The sequence below is a fragment of the Kribbella orskensis genome (assembly GCF_004342085.1).
GTDB classification, from domain to species: domain Bacteria; phylum Actinomycetota; class Actinomycetes; order Propionibacteriales; family Kribbellaceae; genus Kribbella; species Kribbella orskensis.
Genome location: NZ_SLWM01000070.1, coordinates 1 through 1,136, shown reverse-complemented (window position 1 = coordinate 1,136; position 1,136 = coordinate 1). Strand labels below are relative to the sequence as shown.

At 71.1% G+C, this 1,136-nt stretch carries 1 protein-coding gene; it reads right to left on the bottom strand.

What is annotated here, in order from left to right; translation table 11 throughout:
• Positions 1–1,046: IS110 family RNA-guided transposase (locus EV644_RS44315; protein ID WP_132197874.1), on the bottom strand; the 1,046-nt coding region annotated here is incomplete at its 3' end.
• Between the last annotated feature and the right edge of the window lie 90 nt (positions 1,047–1,136).

The window sequence follows — 1,136 nt, the reverse complement described above, 5'->3', positions numbered from 1 at the left end:
TGGATGGTGTTGTCCGGGGCTCGGTTCAGGGCTGGGTCCAGGGCGCGCACGTGGTGGTCGCGCAGCGCGTAGTAGACGTACTCGAGTTGGCGGCGGCCGGCGGCGACGACGCCGATGTTGTGGCCGCGGCGGGCAGCGACGCGGTCGCGGAACCGCCCCACCCTGGTGGTCGCGGGCAGGATCTGCACCGACTCGACCACCGCCCACCGGACCAGCCGGGACCCCTGCTTGGTGATCCGGCCCCGGTGCACGCGGGTGTCGGACTCGTGGTGGGTGGGTGTCAGCCCGGCCCAGCAGGTCAGCTGCCCGGCCCGGGTGAACCGGGTGACGTCGCCGATCTCGGCGACCAGGACCGCGGCCAGGGTCGGGCCGATCCCGGGGATCTGTTGCACCGCGACATAGCCCGGGTCGGTTGCGAGCCGGCCGCGCACCATGCCGGCGACGTGGTCGATCTCGAAGTCGAGCCCGTCCATGATTCGCCTCAGCGACCCGATCCTGGCCGCATAGGGCGCCGCCAGGTCCAACCGGTCCAGCAGCGCGGTGCCCTCGACGCCGAACAGGTCGCTCATCGAGACCTGCACCCCGCACTTGGCCAGCACCGCATGGACCTCGGCCTTGCAATGCGACCGCAGCCCGACCAGCTTGGCGCGGTGCCGGACCAGCTCTCGCAGTTCCCGGGTCGCCGGCGGCGCGATCCACGCCTCGGGCAGCCGCCCCATCCGCAACAGGTCGGCCAGGTCGGCGGCGTCCCGCTCGTCGTTCTTCACCCGCCGGTACTCAAACGCCTTCACCCCCAGCGGATGCGCCAGATGCACCCTCGCGCCCTGTTCCCGCAGCGCGTCCACCGCCCAGTACCAGCCATAGGTGGCCTCCAGTACCACCTCCGGAGCTTCCCCGGCCCGGGCGATCACCGCCGCCAACCGATCCACATCGTTGACGATCCGGACCCGCTCAAGCACCTGTCCGTCGGCCGTCGTCCGCACCAGCACCGACCGGCGCCGATGCAGATCCATACCCACGAACTGCCGTCCCGCGTACGCTTCCATCAGGGGCCTCCTTCGTCGTGAAGCGTGAGCAACCCCAGCATCCGCCGGGAACCCACGAGGAGCGGAGGCCCCGCTCCTTCATCGCATCAG